Annotated in this window: 25 protein-coding genes and 3 pseudogenes; 6 read left to right on the top strand and 22 right to left on the bottom strand. The window is 44.8% G+C overall.

Going from position 1 to position 23,532, the window contains the following annotated elements:
* Positions 1-106 precede the first annotated feature (106 nt).
* Both BO18_RS31130 and BO18_RS31135 read left to right on the top strand, forming a co-directional pair.
* Positions 107-526 carry a hypothetical protein gene (locus BO18_RS31130; protein WP_034452822.1) on the top strand — a complete coding sequence of 140 codons (420 nt, stop codon included), beginning with the start codon at positions 107-109 and terminating at the stop codon, positions 524-526.
* Positions 516-1,040 carry a hypothetical protein gene (locus tag BO18_RS31135; RefSeq protein WP_034452824.1) on the top strand — a complete coding sequence of 175 codons (525 nt, stop codon included), beginning with the start codon at positions 516-518 and terminating at the stop codon, positions 1,038-1,040. Before BO18_RS31130 ends, BO18_RS31135 begins: the two co-directional genes overlap by 11 nt.
* A gap of 51 nt (positions 1,041-1,091) precedes the next feature.
* On the opposite strand, the gene dtd is transcribed toward BO18_RS31135, so the two are convergent.
* Positions 1,092-1,526, bottom strand: a complete 435-nt coding sequence (gene dtd / locus BO18_RS31140; protein ID WP_034452826.1) for a D-aminoacyl-tRNA deacylase — start codon at positions 1,524-1,526, stop codon at positions 1,092-1,094.
* Positions 1,523-1,768, bottom strand: coding sequence for a hypothetical protein (locus BO18_RS31145; protein WP_034452828.1), 246 nt, complete (start codon positions 1,766-1,768; stop codon positions 1,523-1,525). The genes dtd and BO18_RS31145 overlap by 4 nt, the downstream gene beginning before the upstream one ends.
* Positions 1,769-1,921: 153 nt before the next feature.
* On the opposite strand from BO18_RS31145, the gene BO18_RS31150 reads away from it, so the two are divergent.
* Positions 1,922-2,839, top strand: a complete 918-nt coding sequence (locus BO18_RS31150) for a hypothetical protein (RefSeq protein ID WP_034452831.1) — start codon at positions 1,922-1,924, stop codon at positions 2,837-2,839.
* A gap of 13 nt (positions 2,840-2,852) precedes the next feature.
* Here the strand turns inward: BO18_RS31150 and BO18_RS31155 are convergent, their stop codons facing one another.
* Genes BO18_RS31155 through BO18_RS31170 form a run of 4 tightly spaced genes read right to left on the bottom strand, consistent with a single transcriptional unit; the run spans position 2,853 to position 5,925 of the window.
* Complete coding sequence (locus tag BO18_RS31155; protein ID WP_034452834.1) at positions 2,853-3,395, bottom strand: DUF308 domain-containing protein; 543 nt, start codon at positions 3,393-3,395, stop codon at positions 2,853-2,855.
* Positions 3,392-4,501, bottom strand: a complete 1,110-nt coding sequence (locus tag BO18_RS31160) for a DUF6765 family protein (protein WP_034452837.1) — start codon at positions 4,499-4,501, stop codon at positions 3,392-3,394. The genes BO18_RS31155 and BO18_RS31160 overlap by 4 nt, the downstream gene beginning before the upstream one ends.
* A gap of 1 nt (position 4,502) precedes the next feature.
* Positions 4,503-5,012, bottom strand: a complete 510-nt coding sequence (locus BO18_RS31165) for a hypothetical protein (RefSeq protein ID WP_034452839.1) — start codon at positions 5,010-5,012, stop codon at positions 4,503-4,505.
* Positions 5,013-5,019: 7 nt separating this feature from the next.
* Entirely contained in the window at positions 5,020-5,925 is a 906-nt protein-coding gene (locus BO18_RS31170; RefSeq protein WP_034452842.1) for an FKBP-type peptidyl-prolyl cis-trans isomerase, read from the bottom strand.
* A 148-nt stretch (positions 5,926-6,073) separates the two neighbouring features.
* On the opposite strand from BO18_RS31170, the gene BO18_RS31175 reads away from it, so the two are divergent.
* Positions 6,074-6,256 (top strand): hypothetical protein, encoded by a 183-nt coding sequence (locus BO18_RS31175; RefSeq protein WP_034452845.1) that lies wholly within the window; start codon positions 6,074-6,076, stop codon positions 6,254-6,256.
* A gap of 16 nt (positions 6,257-6,272) precedes the next feature.
* Here BO18_RS31175 and sdaAA read toward each other — a convergent pair whose 3' ends face one another.
* Positions 6,273-7,160 (bottom strand): L-serine ammonia-lyase, iron-sulfur-dependent, subunit alpha, encoded by an 888-nt coding sequence (gene sdaAA / locus BO18_RS31180; RefSeq protein WP_034452847.1) that lies wholly within the window; start codon positions 7,158-7,160, stop codon positions 6,273-6,275.
* An 11-nt stretch (positions 7,161-7,171) separates the two neighbouring features.
* Positions 7,172-7,840 carry an L-serine ammonia-lyase, iron-sulfur-dependent subunit beta gene (gene sdaAB, locus BO18_RS31185; protein ID WP_034452850.1) on the bottom strand — a complete coding sequence of 223 codons (669 nt, stop codon included), beginning with the start codon at positions 7,838-7,840 and terminating at the stop codon, positions 7,172-7,174.
* Between the two features lie 198 nt (positions 7,841-8,038).
* Here sdaAB and glnA point away from each other — a divergent pair, with 198 nt between their 5' ends.
* Both glnA and BO18_RS31195 read left to right on the top strand, forming a co-directional pair.
* On the top strand, positions 8,039-9,376 hold the full coding sequence (glnA, locus tag BO18_RS31190; RefSeq protein WP_034452851.1) for a type I glutamate--ammonia ligase: 1,338 nt from the start codon (positions 8,039-8,041) through the stop codon (positions 9,374-9,376).
* 40 nt (positions 9,377-9,416) lie between these two features.
* Positions 9,417-9,965, top strand: a complete 549-nt coding sequence (locus BO18_RS31195; RefSeq protein ID WP_034452853.1) for an ANTAR domain-containing response regulator — start codon at positions 9,417-9,419, stop codon at positions 9,963-9,965.
* A gap of 18 nt (positions 9,966-9,983) precedes the next feature.
* Here the strand turns inward: BO18_RS31195 and BO18_RS31200 are convergent, their stop codons facing one another.
* From BO18_RS31200 to BO18_RS31235, 14 genes and pseudogenes are all read right to left on the bottom strand, one after another.
* Positions 9,984-10,457 (bottom strand): GNAT family N-acetyltransferase, encoded by a 474-nt coding sequence (locus BO18_RS31200; protein WP_034452855.1) that lies wholly within the window; start codon positions 10,455-10,457, stop codon positions 9,984-9,986.
* A gap of 123 nt (positions 10,458-10,580) precedes the next feature.
* A complete protein-coding gene (locus BO18_RS31205; protein WP_034452857.1) occupies positions 10,581-12,359 on the bottom strand; it encodes an ammonium transporter in 1,779 nt (592 codons plus the stop codon).
* Between the two features lie 85 nt (positions 12,360-12,444).
* Positions 12,445-13,926, bottom strand: a complete 1,482-nt coding sequence (locus BO18_RS31210) for a glutamate synthase subunit beta (RefSeq protein ID WP_034452859.1) — start codon at positions 13,924-13,926, stop codon at positions 12,445-12,447.
* Positions 13,927-13,947: 21 nt separating this feature from the next.
* Entirely contained in the window at positions 13,948-18,459 is a 4,512-nt protein-coding gene (gltB, locus tag BO18_RS31215) for a glutamate synthase large subunit (protein ID WP_034452861.1), read from the bottom strand.
* Positions 18,460-18,527: 68 nt separating this feature from the next.
* Positions 18,528-20,627 (bottom strand): annotated as a pseudogene (locus tag BO18_RS36700) (glutamine synthetase III family protein).
* A gap of 144 nt (positions 20,628-20,771) precedes the next feature.
* Positions 20,772-20,915 (bottom strand): hypothetical protein, encoded by a 144-nt coding sequence (locus BO18_RS35915; protein WP_242856642.1) that lies wholly within the window; start codon positions 20,913-20,915, stop codon positions 20,772-20,774.
* A 37-nt stretch (positions 20,916-20,952) separates the two neighbouring features.
* Positions 20,953-21,200: pseudogene (locus BO18_RS36705) on the bottom strand (asparagine synthase-related protein).
* Between the two features lie 96 nt (positions 21,201-21,296).
* A complete protein-coding gene (locus BO18_RS35925; protein ID WP_242856644.1) occupies positions 21,297-21,527 on the bottom strand; it encodes an asparagine synthase-related protein in 231 nt (76 codons plus the stop codon).
* Positions 21,528-21,564: 37 nt separating this feature from the next.
* The gene (locus BO18_RS36570) at positions 21,565-21,669 is read right to left on the bottom strand and encodes an asparagine synthase-related protein (RefSeq protein WP_334291240.1); all 105 of its coding nucleotides are present in this window, start codon (positions 21,667-21,669) and stop codon (positions 21,565-21,567) included.
* On the bottom strand, positions 21,626-21,784 hold the full coding sequence (locus BO18_RS35935) for a hypothetical protein (protein ID WP_242856647.1): 159 nt from the start codon (positions 21,782-21,784) through the stop codon (positions 21,626-21,628). Before BO18_RS35935 ends, BO18_RS36570 begins: the two co-directional genes overlap by 44 nt.
* Entirely contained in the window at positions 21,775-21,996 is a 222-nt protein-coding gene (locus BO18_RS35940) for a hypothetical protein (protein ID WP_242856645.1), read from the bottom strand. Before BO18_RS35940 ends, BO18_RS35935 begins: the two co-directional genes overlap by 10 nt.
* Positions 21,997-22,044: 48 nt before the next feature.
* The gene (locus tag BO18_RS36095; RefSeq protein ID WP_255351015.1) at positions 22,045-22,167 is read right to left on the bottom strand and encodes a hypothetical protein; all 123 of its coding nucleotides are present in this window, start codon (positions 22,165-22,167) and stop codon (positions 22,045-22,047) included.
* Positions 22,168-22,517: 350 nt separating this feature from the next.
* Positions 22,518-23,086, bottom strand: a pseudogene (locus BO18_RS31230) (anthranilate synthase component II).
* Positions 23,083-23,532, bottom strand: a 450-nt coding sequence (locus BO18_RS31235) for a chorismate-binding protein (protein WP_034452863.1), incomplete at its 5' end; no start/stop codon positions are given. The gene BO18_RS31235 and the pseudogene BO18_RS31230, both read right to left, overlap by 4 nt.

A 23,532-nucleotide genomic window follows, 5' to 3' on the forward strand; every position in this document is an offset into this window, starting at 1 on the left:
ATCTTTCCATTTATTTTTCTGTACTAATCGGATTATTTCAACGAAAATGCGATTTAATGATATAATATAAACATCATATTATTGCTAAATAATAAGGGAGAAGGTCATGAAAGTTTCTTTTAATCTGGATGACGTTCTGTTCGTTTCCGACGAGGCGATCGAGACAGAGCCTGAACTTGAATTTCCACTAAACAGAGTGTTTCCTGAAAAGCTCAGAAAAGGTTCCGAAGAGCTGATAAACGAACTTCAAAAAAAGGGTTTCACTACTACTATTTATGCATCTTCATTCAAAACCCCCATTTATATCGATGCTCTTTTCAAGCACCATAACATTTATTTTGACCAGGTCATCACTTCCTTTAACCCGGAGGATGAAAAGACCATCTCTCTTCATGTAGATTGCGAAGAGAAACCCCAGGGAATAGAGAACCCAGACCTTAAAGTTTTCAAGATATCCGGGCCTGACAGTGACTGGGTAAAAAAGGTGCTTGATGAAGCGGAAAGGGTGAAGAATAATGGACTTTAAAGCAATAGTTCTTATTGTACTTTGCATAGTTGCTGTTCTACTGGTTGTAGACGTGATCATTCTGTTGTTCAATTATATTAAGACCAACAGGAAATATCGCGCCGAGGCTGAGGAGCGCTTGCAGGCTCAGCAGCGCCGTAAAAAGAGAGAGATGGAGGAAATCCTTTCTGTTATCAAGGGTACCGGATTTACCGGGGAAGAAGTTGAGCAGAGACTGGATTATATAGAGTCCTCCTTTGAGAAAAACGGTGGTGAAGCCCTGGAGGAGCTGAATGTTAAGAACAGAGAAAAGTTCGGTCAGAGGCGTACCTTCAAATGGAATGGCCTCTTCTACAGAACTGATGTCATTAAGTTTGATGAATCTGATAAGCCTTACATGGTGATCAGCTGCACAGACGACGAGAACTATGCAAAGATCGGACTTATGGACGATATAGATGTTTTCGGATTTGAGCTCAGTGATGCTGAACTGGACAGACACGTGCGTTGTGCACTGGGTCTGGAAAGATACTAAAACAGCAGTTATTTAAAAGAGGCTGGCGCCACCTGGCGTCAAGCCTCTTTTTTATACATCAAGAACTATTGTGACAGGTCCGTCATTCACTGACTCAACCTTCATATCTGCTCCAAATTCTCCGGTCTGTACTTCAAATCCTCTGTTTCTGCACTCAGAAACCACCAGCTCATAAAGGGGCTTTGATATCTCAGGTCTTGCTGCCTCAGAAAATCCCGGCCTTCTGGAGCTACAATCGGCATAAAGAGTGAACTGGCTCACAATAAGGAGCTTTGCTCCTGCATCCTTTGGCGCAATGTTCATCTTGCCGTTTTCATCCTCAAATATTCTCATTCCGCAGATCTTATCGGCCATTTTCTTTGCCTTCTCCTCAGTATCCGTCTGATGAACTCCAAGGAGAACCAAAAAGCCTTTATCGATCTGTCCGCAAAAATCTGCGCCTATCTTCACCGACGCAGAATCAACTCTTGTAATTACCGCTCTCATACCTGGAAATTTGTCTCCTTAAGAATAAAAGTAGTTGGATCAGCAGAATATCCGCCTCTCTCCCATTTATCAAAGAGCTCTGCTCTTGCCATTCCTGAAAAGCCCTTTTTCTCCATTCCAAGACTATTCCACGCCTTATCAAAATCAGCTTTTTTGCTTACGGCAACATCAATCAGGTTTGTTCCTCCGTTCACTGTCTCAAGCTCTGTCTCATTAAGGATAACCTTTTCTTTATCTCCCATTTTAAGCACCTCCGTTTTATATAACTAATATTTTATACGAATAACTGACCAAAAAGTAAAAAATTTTTAGCTGACATTCGTATAGTATTATGCACAACATTATGATAAGGTCATTTGTGTTGAGAATTTGTAGAATGTTGAGGGTTATTATACATGATAAGGTTTGAATATTCGCTAGATGTAAACGAAAAGTCAAAAATAGCTTCAGAGCTTAAAAAAGTCACATCCCGGGAGGCAAAAGAGTGCGTAAGCCCCCTTGATACTTCATATATAGATGAAAATGCAAAATGTGTTGTCACAGTTGATGATAAAAGCGCCCGCATAGTAGTTTCAGGTGATGAGGGCATATTTAAGGATATGATGTTCCCTCTAAATAAGGCCACAAGGCTCCTTGAAAGCGGCGAATACCTTTTTATCTGTTCTCTGGACAAAAATCTTGTTTTCCCTGCAGGAAGAGAGTCTTTTACTGAGGGAGATTTCCAGCAGCTTAAAGAACTTGTGGAAGGCGCCAAAGAACTGGAGACCAGCCAGGAGATCAAGGCCAGAGAAAACGAAGAAAAAGCCCGTTTTGAAAAGAGTCAGCGTAGGGATGCAGAGCAATACTTTGGCAAAAGAGATGCATCCGGCAAGCAGCATCAGAGCATAAATGACCTTAAGGACAAATTTAAAATACAAAAATACTTCGCTATAGGCTTTGCAATCCTTGGAATGCTTGAAAGCCTTGACGGAGGTCTCTTTGGAGGCGGCGGAGTAACTCCCCTTGCCATGGTTACCTCAGGCCTTATTGGCCTTATCATGGGCTTTATCTTTAGTTATGTTTATATCTTTTTCAGGGCCTGGTTTGATCAGCAGCAGGAAAAAGTAAAAGTTGGTTCAATAGTTCTTTTCATAGTAACTGTCCCAACCTTCCTGATCCTTGGTATCCTCGGTGCTATTCCCTACAGCGTTTACGCACTGATAGATGGCAAAAGAAATACCAGCTTCATTAAGATCGTCAAATTCCTAACTCCCATTGTTGCAGGAGTGGTAATCTTAGCAGAGCTGGCATTTGTATCTCTTTTCCTTATTTGATCAATTGAGCCTTTCACGTAACAGGGCTGTCATCATATACAACTACGCTCTTTCTGAGAGCGCCTGCAATACGCATGGCCGCTGAATATACAAGTCCAATGGCATAAATAAACACTGCAGTATTAGTCTTTCGAATATATATAATGCACAGCACAGCCAGGGCAAAATCCACAATCCCGTGAAAGAACTTTAGCTTCCAGTGGCCCCCTTGGGCCTTAGCCTCCCCGGATCTTAGCACTTCTACAACACCTTCAAACAAATGGATCACAGCCAGGTAGATAATGACATAAACCCTGGGAATATCGTTTGCAGAATAGGCCAGATATCCGAATTCTGTAAGAATAACTCCCTTGTAGAGCTCCAGCTTTCCACCTACCATATGTCTTGCCATGGTGAAAAAATAGATCAGGGTTCCCACTCCATATCCGATGAGAGCAATACCCAAAACTGAAACCACCATAACATAGCCTGATTTGGGATCTATGAAAAGGCTTATGGCAAATCCCAGCATAAAAACAGCTGTCACTATACTTGTGATTCTCTGAAAATTACTCATAATTTCTTCCCTTTGATATCCAACGAAATACCTGCAAGACGATTTCCTGACTTGTAGATCCTGTCTGTTACCATGTGCTTTTGGGAATATGCAGCCTCTATAAACTTGCCTAAAAAAGCGTATCCCTTTTGTGGCTTTGGTGCCAGAAGATACTCATCCTGATATTTCTCCAGGTCAAAATCTTCTATAGTCTCTCCGGAAAGTTCCTGGCAAAATTCTTTCCAATCAGCGCAGCCATCATGCTGGCGCTTTTCCAATATCTCTTTTATCCGGCTCTCATAAGGTTCAACCGCCTCAGTATCATACCTGTCCAGCTCAAAGCTTGTATACTCACCCCTTAGATACTTCATGGCGTAGATCATCTGCGTAAAGGCCTTCATGTAGTCACTTGGATTATCCTTTAGAACCACTTTGTAATTGTCCCAGGCAGGAAGATATTTGTATCTGGCAAAGCTGTAATCCGGAAAATGGCCTGCTCTTCCATGGCCCAGATTCATTACGGAGTTCTCAATTCCCCGGTGCAAAGTGTTTGAATATAAGCCGTTCTCAATATCATCGGGAGCTGATTTCTTATGTCTGAACCTGATCTCTCTTTCTATAAAACCGTCTCCTTCTGGAACAAGCTCATAAAAGTAATAGTTTACATTGTTGATGACCTGAGAAGGTGTACCGGCAAAATTGCTGTGAGCCCAGGTGTCAGCAAGAACGTGCATTGCCAGCCCCACTGCCTGAAGGGATTTACCCTTTGCCAGGTTCACGGTTTCAGCCAAAAGAGCTCCATTAGGCTTACAGATCAGTCTATACTTGTTTTTATAAATCTTAGTAGCCCATTTCTTCTCAGCGTAAAGATCATAGGGCAGGAAATGGAAAGCAGACCATATCCTTGTCATTTCCATGATACCCAAAATGTCCATAGGAGAATCCATAAGCTCAAGCTGAAGCTGAGTCGTGGCTGCATCCTCTGGCCCCTCTATCTTGGCAAGAAGTGTTGCGGAGCAGTGATCTACAAACTCAGCGCTATAGCAGATATCCATGCACTCTTCGTGGGAATAACCCGCGAGGTACGCAGCCGCATATGTGGCATAATAGTGAAAATCCTGCTGCATACTACCCCTCCCTCAATTGTTTTCTGGCCCGCCAAATGAGAAAAGAGGACACGACCATATCTAAAAGTGCAAGACAATAAGCCACATCTACGAAAAATGCAGCTATAGTAACATCGTCCTGATCAACCGCTTCTGGATTAATGTAGGTTGGAAAGCTTACCACAGTGAGTAAAAGAAGGCTTATAGCAAAAAGGAGGTAAAAGAATTTCTTCTTTTTACCCCTTCCTACCAGTATGGCAGCCCTTCCCACCCTGTAGTGGAGAAAAATAACGGCAAGAGTTAACAAAACGAAAAAGACTGTCATGAACACTCGAATGCCTATATCCTCCTCATCCGCCAGATCAAGCATCTCAAAGAAATCCACCTTTCCAATGGCTATTTCTTCAATAATCTTAAGAACAGACCAGAAGCCAAAAAAGATCACAGCAATCCCGCTGACCACGAGACTGTTACCATATTTTCTTTCTCTTTGCTCCAATTCAGTGCGGGTTATGGCTGCCTTGTTATTCATATTGTTATTATTTTACCTCAACAAGCTCAATCTTGAAGTTCAGCTCTTTTCCTGCCATCTCATGGTTAGCATCAAAGGTAATTGTTGTATCATCCTTAGCTGTAACCTTTACAGGAATTGGTCTTCCGTAGAAGTCCTGAAGGTAAACCTGCTGTCCTACTTCTGCGTCTTCAGAACCGGGAAGCTCTGCAATCTTCAGTGAAAATACAGCCTCAGGATCAAACTCTCCATATGCTTCGTTTGGAGTAAGGTGGATATCACGGATCTCGCCAACCTCCATGTCAGCTACAGCCATATCAAATCCTCTGATCATCATGCCATAGCCACAGGTAAACTCTAAAGGCTCTCCCCTGTCATAGGAAGAATCGAACTGACTTCCATCGTTAAAGGTTCCCTTGTAGTGAACACGGCAGGTTTTTCCGACGTTCTTGCCCTCAAACAAAGGCTCAGAGTGGCAACCACTGCATCCGCCACATCCGCCGCTTGAACAGCCGCCACACTCTTCCTCAGCTTCATCATCATTGTCGTGATGTCCGCAATGTCCCTCACCATCGTGGTGATCACCGCAGCTGTGACCCTCTCCGTGATGATCACAGTTAACACCTGAATCTGTAAGCTCTCCTCTAAGATATGCCTCTACAGCCTCATCAGCGTTTCCTGATACGCCTGCACACATCTCAATACCGTTCTCCATAAGAGCGTCATGGGCGCCACCGCCGATTCCGCCGCAGATAAGTACATTTACCTTCTGATCTGCAAGAAGACCTGCAAGAGCTCCATGTCCCTCGCCGTTTGAGCTGATAACTTCTGAAGAAATGACCTTTCCGTCCTCTACTTCATATACCTTAAAAGCCTCTGAGTGTCCAAAATGCTGAAATACTTCACCATTATCATAAGTTACTGCAATTCTCATTACTATTATACTCCTATTCTAATTAAATCCCTGAGAATTGAGATTAACATTTATGTGGTAATATTTCAACCATATTATGCTCCAAACCCGGAAAATGCTGTATAATCAAAATAGAGTCTAAATATTCTTTATATTTTGTGAGGTGATCATGCGCTCTGAGGAAGAAATCAGGAAAAAACTCCAGGATGAAATAGATACCTATCTGACATGCCCAAAATTTACTGTGGAGGAGCATGCACACAACATAAGCATGCTGTCCTGGGTCCTGGAGGTTTCCGACAAGGCTCTCAGCGACATGATAAGAGCATCCGAGATGTCTTTTTCCGAATAAAAGAGATGTTCCCTTTTTATACACCTTTAGATCCAAATACCTGATCGCGAAGCTTTTGGCCGGTTGGAGTGGTTGCAAGACCTCCGCCGGCTGTTTCTTTTAATGAGGCAGGAAGCGCTTCTCCCACCTCTCTCATGGCATCTATGCACTCATCCACCGGGATCTTTGACGAAATCCCTGCAAGGGCCATGTCTGCGCTGGAAAAAGCTATTGCCAGCCCGGAGACATTTCTTTTAATACAGGGAATCTCCACAAGACCTGCCACAGGATCACACACCAGCCCCATCTGGCTGGAAATGGCCATGGCACAGGCATCTGCACACTGGCTCGGAGTTCCACCCATTAGCTCCACTAAAGCACCGGCTGCCATTGCTGCAGCAGATCCGCATTCAGCCTGGCATCCGCCCTGGGCACCTGCAATACTGGCCTTCTGGGCAATTACCATGCCAAAGGCTCCAGCAGTAAACATGGACATGATGATGTCATCTTCCTTAAAGCCCCTGTCCTCGTAAAGGCTCACAAGACACCCTGGAAGGATTCCGCAGCTCCCAGCTGTTGGTGCAGCCACAATCTTTCCCATGGAAGCATTGCAGCCTGCAACTGCCAGCGCTCTGGCAATGGCCTTAGTCATGAAGGTTCCTGAAAGTCCCTCACCCTTCCCTGCATACTCATTCATAAGGAAGCCTTCACCACCTGTAAGACCTGAAGTGGATCTTTGATCCTTCTTCATGCCCTCTTTTACTGAATCCATCATGATATGGAAGCTAAGCTCCATCTGTTCGTATACTTCAAGACTTGTCTTTTCCATGGAGAGAGCCTGATCCTCCAGGACAAGATCACTTATTCTGATATTTCTTTTCTCAGCTTCCTGAACAAGCTCGCTGATAGAGGTATATTCCAGCATCTTCCTGCTCCTTAAACTCTTCTTATAAGAATTGCATTGATGACATGGTCGATTCCCCTGATGTCATCTACCAGAGAATCCGGCGGCGGATTGTCTATCTCGATAGTCATAATGGCCTCTCCGCCCTTATGAAGCCTTGAAAGCCTGAAATTAGAGATGTTAAGGTCCTCATGCTCCCAGTGCATCAGATTGGTCACGCTGGCGATTACGCCTGGCTTATCTTCATGCATAACAAGAATGGTGTTGTTATCACCATTAAACTCAACAGTCATGCCATTTATCTGGTTTACCAGGATATTACCTCCGCCAATGCTGGCTCCCTGCATGACGCCATCGCTGCCATCGTCAAGATAGTAGTGGATCCTTGCAGTGTTTGGATGCGCTCCGGATATGTTTTCCTTATTAAAAGAGTATTCGATGCCTCTTTCATCTGCTATCTCAAGAGCATTTCTGATCTCCGGTGAATAGCTTTTATAGCCCATTATTCCTGCAAGTAGCGCCTTGTCCGTTCCATGCCCCTTATAGGTCTGGGCAAAGGAACCTGAAAGAGTGATCTCCACCTTTTTCAAGGTTCTTTCATCTATGAGCTTGTTCACCACTCTTCCAAGGCGCACAGCGCCTGCAGTGTGAGAACTTGACGGTCCTATCATCACAGGGCCGATTATGTCAAAAACATTCATTCCAATTCCTCCGAAAGGCTTTTTATACCTATGAATAATTATATCAAATAAAGCAAATGGCTACTTGCTTTGACTGTACTATTTATGTAAAATATCTAGAGGCAAGGGCGCCAGAACTCGGACATATTCTGTTCGCTGTTTCTGGTGCCTTTTTCTATATTATCCTATGGAAAACTAAGTCTTGGTTAAGGAGGAATCATGAGCAAGTATACTAAGGAAGATATATTCCGCATTGTGGAGGAAGAGGATGTAGCTTTTATCAGACTTCAGTTCTGTGACATTTTCGGTGTTCCAAAAAACATCGCCATAGCTGCAAGCCAGCTGGAAGGTGCACTGAACAACGAGTGTATGTTTGACGGCGTATCTGTAGAGGGCTTTGTCCGCAGCGATGAGAGCGATATGTATCTCTATCCTGATCTGGACAGCTTTGAGATATATCCCTGGCGTCCACAGTCCGGTAAGGTTGCCCGTATGTTCTGCAACGTTTACACCGTAGACAGACAGCCATTTGCAGGTGATCCCAGACATGTCCTGAAGCAGGTGGTTGAAAAGGCAGCTAAAATGGGCCTTAATTTCAAAGTCAATCCTGAGCCGGAATTTTTCCTTTTTGATTATGACGATGAGGGACAGCCTACCACTCATACAAAGGAAAAGGGCGGATATTTTGACGTTGCCCCTGCAGACCAGGGAGAAAACGTCCGCCGTGACATAATCCTCAATCTTGAAGAAATGGGCTTTGAGATTTCCTCATCTCACCATGAGATTGCTCCTGCCCAACATGAGATTGAATTCAAGGCTGAAGATGCAGAGCGAACTGCAGACATGATCATGACCTTCAAGATGGCTGTTAAAACCATTGCCAAGAAGCACGGCCTTTATGCCACCTTCCTTCCAAAGCCTACAGAAGGAATCAGTGGTTCAGGTATGCATATTAACATCGTTGCTCAGGATGAGAAAGGAAATAACCTTTTTGCTTCAGAAAATGGTGAGAAGCTTTCAGACACCGCCCTTCACTTTATCGCCGGTGTTCTCTCCCATGTAAAGGGCATGACTCTTGTGACCAATCCTCTGGTTAATTCCTATAAGAGACTGGTTCCAGGTTATGATGCTCCCGTAAACATCTCCTGGTCTTCAACCTCCGCCAACAGAAGCGCTCTTATCCGCATCCCTTCTAAGAGAGGCGAGGGTACAAGGATTGAGATCAGAAACCCTGATGCTACCTGCAATCCATACCTTGCAATAGCACTTATTCTCGCTGCAGGTATCGATGGCATTGAAAAGAAAATGACTCCTCCCGATGAGCTCAACGAGAATCTGGGCCGGGCAACCTATGAACAGCTCCGCAACAGCGGCTATGAGACACTTCCCATGACTCTTGGTGAAGCCATCCATGCCTATGAATCAGATGATTTCGTAAAAGAGGTACTGGGAGAATCCATATTTAACAAATTCCTCGACGCAAAAAGAGCTGAGTGGAAGGATTTCCGCACCTGCGTAACCCAGTGGGAGATCCAGAGATATCTCAATTTGTTCTAAGCACTTTAAGTACCACAATCTTTAGCACGAGGCGGATTTAGTGAACATTATTGTAGCTTTTGCCAAGGCGGAAAACGCCCAGAATATCAAAAGCATATTGAGCCGTGGCGGCTTTGACGGGGTCATCACCTGTTCTTCAGGTGTTCAGGCCCTTTCAGCCATGGACGATCTTGGAAGCGGAGTCATTATCTGTGGCTACCGCCTGAGTGATATGCTCTATTCTGAGCTCCTTGAAGACCTTCCGTCCTACTTCAAAATGCTGCTTATTGCATCCACTGACAGAGCCCCTTCAGACGCTGATAATGACCGCCTCATATACCTTTCAACACCGCTTCAAAGGGCAGATCTCTTTTCCACCCTTAATCTGATGCTTGAGGGCGTACACAGGCTCAAAAAGAAAGCCAAGGAACGCAGGATGAAGCGCTCCGAGGCAGACAAAAAGGTCATCGACCAGGCTAAAGCTCTTTTGATGGAAAGACATCATATGACTGAGCCGGAGGCCCACAAATATCTTCAGAAATGTGCCATGGATTCAGGCACAGACATGCTTGAGACGGCGGGAATGATCATTTCCCTGACGAACATATAAGTTATATAACACATATAATCACAGAACTTTTTCCATGCAGATTTTCTGAGGAACAAGCCCCATACTCTCATAGAACTTCATTGCCCCGGGATTGCAGCTCCACACATTCAATGTAATGTTGTAGTAGCTCTTTTCCCGGGCATATTTAACTACTGCGTCATAGAGGCTCTTGCCCACGTGCTGGCCTCTGGCGGCTTCGTCCACACAGATATCATCAATATAAAGAGTCTTGATGTCAGTCAGGACATTGTCTGAAAGCACCTGCTTATGTATGCAGAAGGCGTGTCCGATAGCCCTGTCGTCTTCATCTACACATACCATGATCACATATTCATCATTTGCCAGCAGCTCTTTTAACTGATCGGCGTTGTATTTGGTGGCAGGACCTTTGAAAATGTCAGGCCTTCCATTGTGATGTACCATATCTACCTGTATCAAAAGCTCCAAAATTCTTGGAATGTCTTTTTCCGTTGCAAATCTTACTGTATTCATGCGTATCTCCCTGATAATGTTGATCTTTACTGATTATACTACAACTACCAAAAAGGCAAAAAGGTCATTACCCCATAAAACTAGGGAAATGACCTTTTCGCTATGTAGAAATATCAGGAAGATTTACTCTACGTCCTGGAGGGCTGCTACGCCTTCCTCGCCGGTACGTACCTTAACTACGCGGCTTACATTGTAAACGAATATCTTGCCATCACCGATATGTCCGGTGTAAAGAGCCTTCTTGGCTGCTTCAATAACCTTCTGTACAGGGATCTTGGAAACAATGACCTCAACCTTAACCTTAGGAAGCAGGGTTGAATCCACTGTAGCTCCACGGTATTTGTCGGTAGAACCCTTCTGAACACCGCAGCCCATTACCTGAGTCATTGTCATACCTGTTACACCAAGCTCATTAAGGGCTTTCTTAAGGGTATCAAATTTGGCAAGCTTGCAGATGATAGATACCTTGTGCATACCAGTATCGAATTCCTCTGACAAAGGAGCCTCCATAGAAACCTGAACTGCTGCATTTTTCTTAGCATCGCTGGCTGCTTCATAATCGCTCTCACCAAGGTCTGTGTTCTCGTTAACATCAACAGTAAGAGTGTTTGAAATATCCATGATGCTGAATCCTGCATAAGCAGATGTAAGACCGTGCTCTGTGGAATCAAGACCTGTGATTTCCTCTTCCTCAGATACTCTAAGGCCTATGAGAGCTTTAATAATAACAAATGCTATTGTAATTGTAAGGGCTGTCCAGGCGGCTACGGTTGCAAAACCAAGAAGCTGTATCAGGAGTGTGTGTGTTCCGCCGCCATAGAACAAGCCCACTACACCAGTCTCCTCGTTTCCGGGAGCTGTAGGTGTTGCAAAAAGACCAACTGCGATAGTTCCCCAGATACCATTCATCATATGTACTGCTACTGCACCAACAGGATCATCAACTCTGAGCTTGTAATCAAGGAACCAAACTCCAAAGCAAACCAGAAGACCTGCTACTGCACCGATAACAATTGCACCAAAGCAGTCTGTTACATCACAGGGAGCTGTGATAGCTACAAGACCTGCCAAAGATGCGTTGAGAGACATTGAAACATCGGGTTTACCATACTTAACCCATGTGAAGATCATTGTTACTACTGTAGCTACTGCAGGAGCTACAGTTGTTGTAAGGAAGATGGAAGCCAGCTGAGGTCCGCTTGTAGCAGCTGCTCCGTTGAATCCATACCATCCAAACCAGAGAATGAAACATCCAAGAGCACCGATTGCCAGGTTACTGCCTGGGAATGCGTTTACTTCTGTGATGTTGCCGTTCTTATCCTTAGTAAACTTACCGATTCTTGGTCCAAGCATAGCTGCGCCGATAAGGGCTGAAATACCACCTACCATGTGGATCGCACAGGATCCTGCAAAATCATGGAAGCCAAGCTGAGAGAGCCAGCCGCCGCCCCAGATCCAGTGAGCCTCGATAGGATAGATAAGTCCTGAGATCACTGCTGAATAGATACAATAGGACAGGAATTTTGTTCTCTCAGCCATGGCACCTGATACGATGGTTGCTGTTGTAGCACAGAATACCAGGTTGAACACAAAGTTTGAGAAGTCAAAGTTTGCATAGGATGTAAAAATGTCGAATCCCGGCTTTCCAATGAACCCCATAAGGTCCTCCCCAAGTAAAAGTGAAAAACCGATCAGGATGAACATTACGGTTCCAATACAGAAATCCATAAGGTTCTTCATAAGAATGTTACCTGTATTCTTGGCTCTGGTGAATCCTGCCTCCACCATGGCGAATCCTGCCTGCATCCAGAATACAAGAGCGGCTCCGATAAGGAACCAGATTGCAAAGATAGTTGTTGTTGAAGATTCAGATACTAAACTTCTGATAGCTTCTTCTGTCATAACACACTCCTCCTTTAAATAATTTATATACAGAAAAGGCGCCGTAACGGTTTTTTGCCGTCACAGCGCCATTGCTGCCAAAATATTACATATTTGAGTAACCCATCAGGTACTCATCTATTTCCCGGGCACATTCCCTGCCCTCTGCGATAGCCCATACCACCAGTGACTGGCCTCTGTGCATATCTCCCGCAGTGAACACCTTGTCCACATTGGTCCTGTAATTAGGTAAAAGAGTTTCAACCACTCCTCTATCTGTAAGCTTTACACCAAAATCCTTGGCTGTATATTCTTCACAGCCAACAAATCCGGCTGCTATAAGAAGTAGATCACACCTTATCTCCTCTTCACTTCCGGGAACCTCAGTGAGCTTTCCATCCTTAAACTGGACCTTCACTGTCTTTATTCCGCTAAGCTTGTCATTTTTGGTGATCAGCTCTTTTACTGTGGTCTCATATATTCTTGGATCACTTCCAAACTTTGCTATCGCTTCCTGCTGGCCATAATCTGTCTTAAGGACCTTGGGCCACTCAGGCCATGGATTGTCAGGTCTCCTTACAACGGGCGGAGCAGGCATCATTTCCAGCTGTATGGCTGAACGACATCCGTGTCGCAGGCACGTGCCAAGACAGTCATTTCCGGTGTCACCACCGCCAACAATCACAACCCTCTTGTCCTTGGCACTGATAAAGGTTCCTTCCTTAAGTCCGGAATCTAAAAGACTTTTTGTAGTAGATTTAAGAAAATCCACTGCATAGTGTACGCCTTTTACCTTCTCAAAGCCCTTAACCCCCAGGGGCCTTGCCTTCTTAGCGCCGCAGCATAGTGCGATCGCATCATACTGGGCCAAAAGCTCTTTTGCACTGATGCTGTCCTTATCCCCTTTTTCACCAACATTCACACCGGTTCGGAATACTACCCCTTCCTGCTCCATAAGGCTCTTCCGCCTCTCGATTACCTCCTTCTGGAGCTTCATGTTGGGAATTCCATACATCAAAAGTCCGCCTATGCGATCTTCCCTTTCAAATACAGTGACGTTGTGACCTCTGTGATTAAGCTGGTCAGCAACAGCAAGCCCCGAAGGACCACTGCCTATGACAGCAACCCTCTTGCTGCTTCTGACCTTTGGGATCCTGGGTTTCATGATCCCCTGCTTAAAGGCTGTCTCTATAAGGTATAACTCGTTGTTATGGATCGTTACCGGATCTTCATTCATGCCACAGATGCAGGCTTTTTCGCAAAGTGCCGGGCAAACCCTTCCGGTAAATTCCGGGAAATTACTGGTTTTTAAGAGTCTTGAAAGGGCATGGGCTATATGGTCGTGGTATATCTCGTCATTCCACTCAGGAATCAGGTTATGAAGGGGACATCCTGTGACCATTCCCTTAAGCTTTATCGCGGACTGGCACATAGGAACACCACAATTCATGCACCTGGCGCCCTGTTCCTTTCTCTTTTCCGGGTCAAGGGAAATATGAAATTCATTGAAGTTATATATGCGCTCATCAGCGGGGATACAAGCATCCTCACGTCTTGCATATTCCAAAAATCCTGTTGGCTTTCCCATCTTAACAAATCCCTTTCCTCATTACTTTGTTATCTCATTAAATGCCTCAAGTACTGCATTTTCATGGGATATTCCCTGCTCCTCGAAACGACCGATGGCACTTATCACCTTTTGGTAGTCATGTGGAACGATCTTCTTAAAGTGAGGAATGTTCTCTTCAAAATTCTCAAGTACTGACTTTCCAAGCTCTGATCCGGTTTCTTTTACGTAGTCCTCAAGGATTTCCTTAAGCTCTGCTATGTCGTATTTCTCTGTAAGCTCCTGGAGTGAAACCATTTCCTTATTCATGCGCTTGTACAGATCATGTTTTGTATCCAGAACGTAAGCAATTCCGCCGCTCATACCTGCTGCAAAGTTCTTGCCGGTGTCTCCAAGGACAACTGCTCTTCCTCCGGTCATATACTCAAGGCCGTGGTCTCCACAGCCCTCAACTACCGCGATGGCTCCTGAATTTCTTACACAGAACCTCTCTCCTGCTACTCCGCAGATATAGGCTTTTCCAGAGGTTGCACCGTACAGTGCCACATTTCCAATAATTATGTTCTCCGATGCCTTGAACTTAGCTTCCTTAGGCGGTACAACTACGATCTTTCCGCCGGAAAGTCCCTTTCCAAGGCCGTCATTGGCATCTCCTTCAAGCTTTAAGGTCATTCCCTTTGGAATAAATGCTCCAAATGACTGGCCTACTCCGCCCTGGCAGTTAACCACGAAGGTATCATCGGGAAGCTCTGTTCCCAGCTTCTCAGTGATAACTGAGCCCATGATGGTTCCAACTGCCCTGTTTGTGCTGGTAACAATGACTTCCTCATCGTGTTTTTTGCCCTGAGAGATGAACTTTTCAAACTTAGGTAAAAGAACTGCTTCATCAACTGTAGTATTCAGCTTGAAATCGTAGATCTTGGCCGGATTAAAGTGTCTGTCCTCAATTCCTGCGTAGTCTCTGTTCAGGATCTGAGTGAGATTTACCATCTCGGCACGCTTTGTGATCTGCTTTTCCTTAACCTGCAGACAATCGGTTCTTCCAACCATCTCATCTACAGTCTTAAATCCAAGGCGAGCCATGATCTCACGGAGTTCTTCAGCTATGAAAAGCATGAAGTTCATAACGTATTCCGGCTTACCCTTAAATCTCTTTCTAAGGGTCTCATTCTGAGTTGCAATACCCACAGGACATGTATCCTGATTGCAGACCCTCATCATCATACAGCCCATGGTTACAAGGGGAGCTGTAGCAAATCCGAACTCCTCAGCACCAAGAAGACAAGCAATGGCAACGTCCCGACCACTCATGAGCTTTCCGTCGGTCTCAAGGATAACGTGATCTCTAAGTCCGCTCTCAATGAGGGCTCTGTGGGCTTCAGCCACACCAAGCTCCCAGGGAAGTCCTGCATTGTGGATTGAGCTCTGTGGAGCTGCACCTGTTCCTCCGTCATAGCCTGAAATCAGGATAACCTGAGCTCCTGCCTTGGCAACACCTGATGCAATGGTTCCAACTCCGGCCTCAGATACCAGTTTTACTGATATCCTTGCCTTTCTGTTGGCATTTTTAAGATCATATATAAGCTGTGCCAGATCCTCGATAGAATAGATATCGTGATGTGGCGGGGGCGAGATCAGTGATACTCCGGGAGTTGAGAACCTGGTCTTTGCAACCCAGGGATATACTTTCTTTCCTGGAAGATGTCCACCTTCACCGGGCTTAGCGCCCTGAGCCATCTTGATCTGGATCTCCTGGGCACTTAGAAGGTATCTGCTGGATACTCCAAATCTTCCTGAAGCCACCTGCTTGATAGCACTATTTCTTATGGTTCCGAATCTGTCAGGATTTTCGCCGCCTTCACCGGTATTTGACTTACCTCCAAGGGTATTCATGGCAATAGCCATTGTCTCGTGGGCTTCCTGAGAGATTGAGCCGTAGCTCATGGCGCCTGTGTTAAAGCGCTTTACAATCTCAGATGCCGGTTCTACCTGATCAAGAGGAACAGGCTCTTTTACCGCTACAAATTCAAGAAGACCTCTTAATGTATGTGGCTTTTCATCATCCACCATGTCGGTGTATTCTTTGAATCTCTCGTAACTGCCTGATTGTGTAGCCTGCTGAAGGGCTATTATAGTCTGAGGATTATATAGATGATCCTCTTTATCATTTCCGCTTCTAAGCTTGTGGAATCCTGTGCTGTCGAGGCTTGTATCTGTTCCAAGACCCATAGGGTCAAAAGCATGATCATGACGGAACTTAATTCCCTCCTCGATCTCTGCAAGGCCGATTCCGCCTACTCTGCTGACTGTTCCTGTAAAGTAATCATCAATTACTTCCTTGGAAAGACCGATTGCCTCGAAAATCCTAGCTGACTGGTATGACTGAAGGGTTGAAATACCCATTTTCGCTGCAGTCTTTACAATTCCGTGAAGGATTGCGAAATTGTAATCCTTGATCGCCGTGTGGTAATCCTTGTCCAGAATACCGATGTCGATAAGCTCAGCAATGCATTCATGTGCCAGGTAAGGGTTGATGGCTCTTGCACCAAATCCAAGAATAGTTGCCATCTGATGTACGTCTCTGGGCTCGCCGCTCTCTAATATAAGAGAGATGGCAGTTCTTTTCTTGGTCCTGACCAGATGCTGCTCAACTGAGGAGATCGCCAGCAGTGAAGGAATTGCCACATGGTTCTCATCGATTCCTCTGTCAGAGAGGATGATAATGTTGCTTCCCTTACTGTATGCCCTGTCAACGCTGATAGAAAGCTGCTCCAGCGCCTTTTTCAGGGATGTGTTCTTATAATACAAAAGAGATATTGTCTCAGTCTTAAATCCCGGCTGATTCAGGGTCTTTATCTTAAGAAGGTCAACTCCCGTAAGGATGGGGTTATTAACCTCAAGTACACGGCAGTTTTCGCTCTTTTCCTGCAAAAGGTTACCGTCAGATCCGATATATACAGTTGTATCTGTTACTATTTCCTCGCGAAGCGAGTCGATAGGTGGGTTTGTAACCTGGGCAAAGAGCTGTTTGAAATATGAGAAAAGAGGCTGATGCTTCTCTGAAAGTACTGCCAAAGGAACATCGTGTCCCATGGAGGCAGTTGCCTCTATTCCGTTAGCTGCCATTGGAAGAATGCCGTTTTTAACGTCTTCATAGGTATATCCAAAGGCTTTGTAGAGCTTATCTCTAAGTTCCTGAGAATGTGTTGGGATCTTTTTATTTGGAACAGCCAGCTCTCCAAGATGAAGGAGATTTCCGTCGATCCACTCGCCGTAGGGCTGTCTGGACGCGTAATAATTCTTGCACTCCTCATCGGAGATGATCCTCTTTTCCTTGGTATCTACAAGAAGGATCTTTCCGGGCTGAAGCCTTGATTTCTTAACGATATGCTTAGGCTCAATATCCAGAACACCTACCTCGGAGGAAAGGATCAGTCTGTTGTCGTCGGTTATATAGTATCTGGAAGGACGAAGGCCGTTTCTGTCCAGGGTAGCCCCCAGTACATCACCATCGGTGAAAAGAATCGCAGCCGGTCCATCCCAGGGCTCCATCATGGTAGCGTAGTAATGATAGAAATCTTTTTTGTTCTCCTCCATGAAGTGATTGTGCTTCCAGGGCTCAGGTATTGTCATCATTACAGCCAGTGGAAGATCAATGCCGTTCATGTACATAAATTCAAGGGTGTTATCCAGCATTGCTGAATCGGAACCACTCTTGTTGACCACCGGAAAGATCTTATCGATATCTGCATCATTCATAACAGGCGATATGATTGTTTCTTCCCTGGCAAGCATCCTGTCGATGTTACCTCTAATGGTGTTGATCTCGCCGTTGTGGGCGATCATTCTGTAGGGATGTGCTCTCTCCCAGCTGGGAGTAGTATTAGTTGAAAACCTTGAGTGGACCATGGCAATTGCTGTCTTGTAGTCCTTGCTCTGAAGGTCCTCATAGAATGCCCTGAGCTGTTTTACCAGGAACATTCCTTTATAAACAATAGTTCTTGATGACAAAGATGTAATATAGGTATCATCTGAGCTCTGCTCAAACTCTCTCCTGCAGACGTAGAGCTTTCTGTCAAAATCTATGCCCCTTTCGCAGTCCTCAGGTCTTTCGATAAAGCACTGACAGATATATGGCATGCAGTCTCTGGCCATGTCTCCAAGGATTTCCGGATGTACCGGAACGTCTCTCCAGCCAAGGAATTTAAGACCGCTCTTTTCGCAGATAACCTCGAACATCCTCTTTGCAAAGGTTCTTTTAAGGTCATTTTGTGGGAAGAAGAACATTCCTATTCCATAATCCCTTGCATTCTTAAGCTCAACACCACAGCATCTGGCTGCTTTGGAAAAGAATGCGTGAGAGATCTGCAACAGTATTCCTACGCCGTCTCCAACCATTCCGCTGGCATCCTTACCGGCTCTGTGCTCCAGCTTTTCTACTATGCTCAGAGCGTCATCCAGTGCCTTAACATCTGCATGTCCATCTATATTTACAACTGCACCTATTCCGCAGGCATCACGCTCAATATTGTCGTTGTATAACATCTGTGTCATGGTTACTGTCTCCTAAACCGGTTTTCTTTGCTCCGGCCAAAGGCCGGAGCAGGTTTACCGGTAGTTTATCATTCTGAGAAAAGAAGATCTGAATATACTGGGAATGGCCAGTACTGCTGGTCTACTAAAAGCTCTAAAGCGTCTGCAGACTTTCTTGCAGCATCCATATCCGCAATGATTGTCTTGTGATAGTAAGCAAGTGCCTTCCATGGATCCTCAGGAACCTTGTCCATATCCTTTGAAAGCTTCTGGCACTGCTTCATGAGTGCATCTGTAAGAACTGCAACTTCCTTGGATGTATCAGTCTCATATGCTGTTACACAGCCGGCAGCCTTAAGTGTTGCCATTCTGTCGCAAAGATCAGCTGCATAGGATGAAACTGCAGGAAGGATCTGTCTTCTGATCATATCCAGCATAGTGTTTGCTTCGATAGCGATCTTAGCGTTGTAGGTATCAGCATGGATAAGTGCTCTTGCTTCAAGCTCGCCCTCTGTGTAAACACCGTTTGATACGTAAAGATCAACTGCCTTCTTATCTGCATAGTGAGGAAGAGCATCTGCTGTTGAAATAAGGTTTGAAAGGCCTCTCTTTGTTGCTTCCTTAACCCATGAGCTGTCGTATCCGTTTCCGTTGAAAATGATCCTCTGGTGATCTGTAAAGGTCTTTTTAATGAGCTTCTGAAGGTCTGCATTGAAGTTCTTTGACTTCTCAAGAATATCAGCAAATTCCTTAAGCTCCTGAGCCATAATGGTGTTAAGTGCAATGTTTGGTCCGGAGATTGACTGAGCTGAACCCAGCATACGGAACTCAAACTTATTACCTGTGAAGGCCATAGGTGATGTTCTGTTTCTATCTGTGTTGTCCTGTGGAATAGAAGGAAGGACATCGATACCGATCTCGATCTTCTTCTTTCCGCCATCCTTGTATGGCTTTCCTTTAATAATGGACTCAACTACTGCCTCAAGCTCATCTCCAAGGAAGATAGAGATGATAGCTGGTGGTGCCTCCCTGAGCTCCAAGTCTGTGGTCGTTTCCTGCAGATGCAACTGTGCAGCGAAGAGTATCCTGATACTCATCTACACCCTTTACAAAGGCTGCCAGGAACAGAAGGAACTGTGCGTTCTGGCTAGGTGTGCTGCCAGGCTTAAGAAGGTTCTTTCCTGTATCTGTACCGATTGACCAGTTATCGTGCTTACCTGATCCGTTAACTCCTGCAAATGGCTTCTCATGAAGAAGACATACAAAACCGTGTCTGTCAGCGACTTTCTTCATTGTATCCATAGCGATCTGGTTTGAATCTGAAGCAGTGTTTGCATCTGAGTAAACAGGTGCCATCTCATGCTGTGAAGGAGCAACCTCGTTGTGCTTTGTCTTTGAAAGAACTCCAAGCTTCCAAAGTTCGTTGTCCAGATCCTCCATGTATGCAGCTACTCTAGGCTTGATAGCTCCAAAGTAGTGATCCTCAAGCTCCTGTCCCTTAGGAGGCTTATTTCCGAAAAGAGTTCTTCCTGTCCATGATAAGGTCTTCACGCTCCTTATAGAGCTCCTTATCAACAAGGAAATACTCCTGCTCAGGACCACACTGTGCTGTTACGCGCTTTGTCTCTGTGTCTCCAAAGAGCCTGAGAACACGGATAGACTGCTTACTTACTGCATCCATTGAACGCAGAAGAGGAGTCTTTTTTATCCAGTGCCTCTCCTGAATATGAAAGGAAGATTGTAGGAATATATAAGGAATTATCCTTTACGAATGCAAAAGATGTAGGATCCCATGCTGTATAGCCTCTAGCCTCGAATGTAGCTCTAAGCCCACCTGATGGGAAATGAAGATGCATCAGGCTCTCCTCTTACAAGCTCTTTTCCTGAGAAAGTCCATTACGATCTTTCCGCCGCCAACAGGATCAATAAAGCTGTCGTGCTTTTCTGCTGTAACGCCGGGTCATTGGCTGGAACCAATGTGTATAGTGTGTTGCACCCTTCTCAACTGCCCACTGCTTCATAGCTTCTGCAATCTCATTAGCTGTAGAAAGCTCAAGTGGTGATCCGTCTGTGATGCACTGTTTCCATGCCTTGAAGGAAGCACTTGAAAGTCTCTCCTTCATTGTTTCTTCGTTGAAAACGTAACTTCCAAACAGTTTCCGGTAAAATGTGTGGCCTCTTTTTTTCATATCCTCATCCTCCCTGATATATTATTTTCAAGAAATTTTAAGTTTCTCGTGCTTTTCTACTTCTTCAAGGGTATCTCCGGATTCTCCATAATTAGAAAGAACTCTCGCTGAAGGATCGTTTTACATCGCATCCTTTCCCATTCCTTATTTGGCATCCAGAAAATCCTTGATCATAGGTGCCTGTCCGGGATAGAACTCCTCAAAAATCTCTCTTGTAAAGAAGACTTTTCTTTTTGTAAAATGGCTGGCAGTAGGTATATTTCTTTTTCCTTGCCTCAAACTCTTCATCTGAGTACTTCTCTTCTGGCGTATGCCTTAAGAATCATCAAACCATGGCTGTGGTCCTACGGCATCGGAGAAAGGCTGCTTTCTGTCTCCAAAGAATGTTGTCCGGAAGGAGCTTTTCTTTTTCAAAGGCATGTCTAAGCAGGTATTTTCCCATGTTGTACTTATTCATCTTTATTTCCGGGTCAATACTCATTACATATTTGACAAAGAAACATCTCCGAAGGGAACTCTTGCTTCCAGGGAATTAGCACTGATGCATCTGTCAGCCCTCAAAACGTCGTACATATAGAGCTCATCAACTCTCTTTTTTGCTTCCTTCTGGAATTCCTCAGCATTGGTGCGAAGTCTGTGTACTTATATCCAAAGAGCTCATCGGAAATCTCACCGGTCATAAGGACTCTCACGTCTGTATTCTCGTGGATTGCCTTGCAGCAAAAGGTACATTCCCATGCTGGCTCTGATTGTTGTAATATCCCAGGTTCCAAGAAGCTTTATGACATTTGGAAGCTCCTCAAGGACCTGTTCCCTGGTCATGTACACCTCTGTGTGGTCAGAACCTATGTAATCTGCAACTTCCTTGGCGTACTTAAGATCTATGGCATCCTTTTCCATTCCTATGGCAAAGGTTCTTATTCTCTTACGGCTCTTTTTACCTGTCCTGTGCCTCTTCGTTCAGAAGCCTCTGGCTAATGGCACATACAAGGCTTGAATCAAGACCACCTGATAAAAGAAATCCCAGTGGGAGCATCAGCATCCATTCTGTCCTTAACAGATTTGGTGAATCTGTCATGGATCTCCTGGCAAGCCTCTTCAACATCTGATGTGCTGTAGCTCTCTACATCTGTAAGGTTCTCAAATCTTACAAACATGCCACCTTCATAGAAATGTCCGGGAGGAAATTGCCTTTTATCTCATCGCAAAGCCCCTGAAGGTTACATGCCTCTGAAGCAAACATTATTGCTCCGTCGCTTCCATATTCCGTAGAAAAGAGGTCTGATTTCCCATGGGGTCTCTTCCCTGCAATTAGCTCGTTTCTTTTCATGGGTCCGTATATGGATGCAGGGCAAAACTCGCTTCCCAAGCTTTTCCCCACATAGCATTTCCATACTCCGTGGTAGAGGGGGAAGGATCACTTCGCAGTCTGAATCGCTCTTGAAGCTTGTATCCCTTTCTTCTGAAGCTCCTTTTTTTCATCTTTTCTGAAGCCGTAGATCTCGCCGTTACATACAGCAATATCTCCCTCCAGTTCCAAAGGGCTGCATTCCCTCAAGATGAAGTCCCATGATCGCAAAGCCTGTGAAAACCAAGATAGCCGATAGGGCGTCTCTATAAGCTTTTGACATATCCGGGGCCTCTTGGAATGGTCCTGTCAAAGAAAGGTCTTTAACTCTTCCTGTTTAATTGTTTTTGATGTTGTTCCAAGTATTGAGCACATATATTTTGTCTTCCTGACTTTTCATGAACGTGAAAAAGGGCGTTGGTGGGAAAACTCACAAAAAAAAAATGAACTTCCATCAACGCCCTTGTTGAATCACTTGAATACCTGTATACAATTTTTATTTTCACATAATATTCCTAAACGCTATATTTGTCAACACTTTTTTATAAAAACTTTTTAACCATTGGCCCTTTCCCATCGGGGGTCCATAATGGATTCCGATGGAACTGTACCCCATATATTGGGTAAATCTCTGTGGCTGAACAGCCAATTACCTCTCCATCTTCAGTAACAGCCGTTATCTTTAAACAATCAGGAATAGTGCCCGTTTTCAGCCGGCCAGAGAATGGTATCTTGCAACCGGTGCATTTTCCGGACAATCGCTAAAGATCAGAGAGCTGTTATCGAACTTCACCATTGACTGCTTGCCATGCATTAGCTCTTTTGCATAGGTGATCGTTGCCCCGAAAGCCATGCAGATTGCCTGATGTCCTAGACACACTCCAAGAGTCGGTATTTCTTTTCCCAGGGTCCTTGCTGCCTCAACAATAATTCCTGCATCCTCCGGTCTTCCGGGACCGGGAGATAAAATGATCCTGTCCGGGTTAAGTGCCCTTATCTCATCAACAGTCATCTCATCATTTCTTATGACCCTGATATCCGGGTCTATCTCCCCAACAAGCTGAAACAGATTGTAGGAAAAGCTGTCATAATTATCGATCAGTAAAATCATCTGCTCACCTCCTGAGAAAGCTCCAATGCGCGAAGTGAAGCTCTGGCCTTATTAAGGCACTCTGTGTATTCCTTCTCCGGATCAGAATCGGCAACTATTCCTGCTCCGCTTCTGACAAATACAGTATCGTTTTTCTTGTATACAAGACGGATAGCTATACAGGTGTCCATATTTCCCGCAAAATCGATGTATCCGATAGCTCCGCCATATATTCCGCGCTTGTTGTTTTCAAGCTCTCCTATGAGCTGACAAGCCCTGATTTTGGGTGCTCCTGACAGGGTTCCTGCCGGAAGAACTGCATTGATGGCATCAAGCGCATCATATTCCTTCCTGATAATTCCTCTTACTGTTGAGCCTATATGCATAACGTGGGAGTACCTCTCTATGGAATGAAGCTTCTCAACCTCAACAGAGCCAAATTCACTGATCTTTCCAAGGTCATTACG

Source organism: Butyrivibrio sp. AE2032, assembly GCF_000702965.1.

Coding starts and splice junctions, on each gene's coding strand:
- BO18_RS31200 (WP_034452855.1), bottom strand. CDS start 10,457: ATGAATACAGTAAGATTTGCAACGGAAAAAGACATTCCAAGAATTTTG.
- BO18_RS31210 (WP_034452859.1), bottom strand. CDS start 13,926: ATGGGAAAGCCAACAGGATTTTTGGAATATGCAAGACGTGAGGATGCT.
- BO18_RS31155 (WP_034452834.1), bottom strand. CDS start 3,395: ATGAGTAATTTTCAGAGAATCACAAGTATAGTGACAGCTGTTTTTATG.
- BO18_RS31170 (WP_034452842.1), bottom strand. CDS start 5,925: ATGAGAATTGCAGTAACTTATGATAATGGTGAAGTATTTCAGCATTTT.
- BO18_RS35935 (WP_242856647.1), bottom strand. CDS start 21,784: ATGTTTGTAAGATTTGAGAACCTTACAGATGTAGAGAGCTACAGCACA.
- glnA (WP_034452851.1), top strand. CDS start 8,039: ATGAGCAAGTATACTAAGGAAGATATATTCCGCATTGTGGAGGAAGAG.
- BO18_RS31135 (WP_034452824.1), top strand. CDS start 516: ATGGACTTTAAAGCAATAGTTCTTATTGTACTTTGCATAGTTGCTGTT.
- BO18_RS31160 (WP_034452837.1), bottom strand. CDS start 4,501: ATGCAGCAGGATTTTCACTATTATGCCACATATGCGGCTGCGTACCTC.
- BO18_RS31165 (WP_034452839.1), bottom strand. CDS start 5,012: ATGAATAACAAGGCAGCCATAACCCGCACTGAATTGGAGCAAAGAGAA.
- sdaAB (WP_034452850.1), bottom strand. CDS start 7,840: ATGAATGTTTTTGACATAATCGGCCCTGTGATGATAGGACCGTCAAGT.
- BO18_RS31175 (WP_034452845.1), top strand. CDS start 6,074: ATGCGCTCTGAGGAAGAAATCAGGAAAAAACTCCAGGATGAAATAGAT.
- BO18_RS31145 (WP_034452828.1), bottom strand. CDS start 1,768: ATGGGAGATAAAGAAAAGGTTATCCTTAATGAGACAGAGCTTGAGACA.
- dtd (WP_034452826.1), bottom strand. CDS start 1,526: ATGAGAGCGGTAATTACAAGAGTTGATTCTGCGTCGGTGAAGATAGGC.
- BO18_RS31205 (WP_034452857.1), bottom strand. CDS start 12,359: ATGACAGAAGAAGCTATCAGAAGTTTAGTATCTGAATCTTCAACAACA.
- gltB (WP_034452861.1), bottom strand. CDS start 18,459: ATGACACAGATGTTATACAACGACAATATTGAGCGTGATGCCTGCGGA.
- BO18_RS35925 (WP_242856644.1), bottom strand. CDS start 21,527: ATGGAAAAGGATGCCATAGATCTTAAGTACGCCAAGGAAGTTGCAGAT.
- sdaAA (WP_034452847.1), bottom strand. CDS start 7,160: ATGCTGGAATATACCTCTATCAGCGAGCTTGTTCAGGAAGCTGAGAAA.
- BO18_RS35915 (WP_242856642.1), bottom strand. CDS start 20,915: ATGAAGAGTTTGAGGCAAGGAAAAAGAAATATACCTACTGCCAGCCAT.
- BO18_RS31130 (WP_034452822.1), top strand. CDS start 107: ATGAAAGTTTCTTTTAATCTGGATGACGTTCTGTTCGTTTCCGACGAG.
- BO18_RS31150 (WP_034452831.1), top strand. CDS start 1,922: ATGATAAGGTTTGAATATTCGCTAGATGTAAACGAAAAGTCAAAAATA.
- BO18_RS36570 (WP_334291240.1), bottom strand. CDS start 21,669: ATGCTGATGCTCCCACTGGGATTTCTTTTATCAGGTGGTCTTGATTCA.